At 33.9% G+C, this 1,471-nt stretch carries 3 protein-coding genes; all 3 read left to right on the plus strand.

From position 1 onward, the window contains the following. Window positions 1–48 precede the first annotated feature (48 nt). The 3 genes from BN3004_RS00005 to BN3004_RS00010 are packed head-to-tail and all read left to right on the plus strand — an operon-like array spanning window position 49 to window position 1,437. Window positions 49–363: a helix-turn-helix domain-containing protein gene (locus BN3004_RS00005; RefSeq protein WP_242854168.1), complete on the plus strand. Its 315-nt coding sequence runs from the start codon at window positions 49–51 to the stop codon at window positions 361–363. A 37-nt stretch (window positions 364–400) separates the two neighbouring features. After that, window positions 401–598, plus strand: coding sequence for a hypothetical protein (locus tag BN3004_RS08485; RefSeq protein WP_242854169.1), 198 nt, complete (start codon window positions 401–403; stop codon window positions 596–598). Beyond that, the gene (locus tag BN3004_RS00010) at window positions 586–1,437 is read left to right on the plus strand and encodes an IS3 family transposase (protein WP_242854170.1); all 852 of its coding nucleotides are present in this window, start codon (window positions 586–588) and stop codon (window positions 1,435–1,437) included. The genes BN3004_RS08485 and BN3004_RS00010 overlap by 13 nt, the downstream gene beginning before the upstream one ends. Window positions 1,438–1,471 lie beyond the last annotated feature (34 nt).

Consider the following 1,471-nt stretch of genomic DNA (forward strand, 5'->3'; position numbering starts at 1 on the left):
GTGATATGTACCCTCTTTACTGGACAAACCAGTAAGGAGGGTATTTTTATGCGATATAGTTATGAATTCAAAAAAGAATGCGTAGAACTATACAAACAAGGAAAGTGGATGGAACCACCAGAAGGAGTTACACAAGAAGCTTTCAGGAAAAAAATTAGGTATTGGGTCAGACTTGTAGACTTTCATGGAGAAGAGATACTAAAACACAAAGAGCAGGATAAAAAGTGGACTGCAGAAGAAAAATTTAAATGGATATCAAAAGTATTAGTAGGAAATTCATATAAGTCTGTAGCTATAGAGGCTGGCATTTCAAGTGGTCAACTTTACAATTGGGTTAATAAATATAAAAAATTTTGGGTATAATTCTCTTGAAATTAAGAAGAGAGGAAGACCATCTAAAATGAATGATAAGGATGAAAACACTAATATAGAGCCAAAGCCACTTAACGAATCCGAACGAGAAGAGCTTATTCGTTTAAGAGAAGAAGTCAGATATTTAAAAACAGAGCGAGCAGTCGAAAAAAAATTAGACGCCTTGAGAAGGGAAAAATATGCTGCATATCTCAAGGCGAAAAAGCAGCAGTCATCAGAGAATTAAGAAATGAAGGCCACATACTAAAAGACCTTTTAAGTGCTATGAACCTACCTAAATCAACATACTACTACGAATTAAGTAAAGTTGACCAAGTTGATCTAAGAAACAAAGAAATCAAAGAAAAGATACAAGAAATATTTACCTCAAACAAAGGTAGATACGGAGTAAGAAGAGTGCATCAAGCACTTTTAAGTAAAGGATATATAGTTAACCACAAAAGAGTTCAAAGACTTATGCACAATATGCAGCTTCTAGGTAAGAGACCAAAAGAAAAGTATCATTCATATATGGGTAAAGTTGGTAAAGTAGCTGATAACATCATAAACAGAGACTTCACATCAACAAAGCCATGTGCTAAGTGGACTACAGATGTATCTCAATTTAACTTCTCGTGGGGTAAATGCTACCTATCGCCAATATTAGATATGTACACAAACGAAATCATCTCATACGACTTATCTTTACACCCAAACCTAGAGCAAGTATCAAGAATGCTTAATAGAGCATTTGAAAAGTTTCCATGCGTAGAAGGCTTAATCATGCACTCAGACCAAGGCTGGCAATATCAAAACAGCTACTACATCAAAGAATTAGAAAAACATAAAATAACTCAGTCAATGTCAAGAAAAGGAAACTGCTACGATAACTGCATAATGGAAACATTCTTTGGAAGACTAAAAACAGAGATGTATTATGGATGTGAAAGAGAGTTTAAAACATTTGAAGAGTTTTCAAAAGCAATTGATGAATATATATACTACTATAATAACGAAAGGATTCAGAAGAAAACAAAATGGATGCCACCTACTTTGTATAGGTTAGCATCCATGAATGTAAACTAAATATTAATGTGTCCAGTTTTCTGGGTACACATCA

Origin of the sequence: Fenollaria timonensis (assembly GCF_001457835.1) — a bacterium.
GTDB lineage: Bacteria > Bacillota > Clostridia > Tissierellales > Peptoniphilaceae > Fenollaria > Fenollaria timonensis.

Coding starts and splice junctions, on each gene's coding strand:
- BN3004_RS08485 (WP_242854169.1), top strand. CDS start 401: ATGAATGATAAGGATGAAAACACTAATATAGAGCCAAAGCCACTTAAC.
- BN3004_RS00005 (WP_242854168.1), top strand. CDS start 49: ATGCGATATAGTTATGAATTCAAAAAAGAATGCGTAGAACTATACAAA.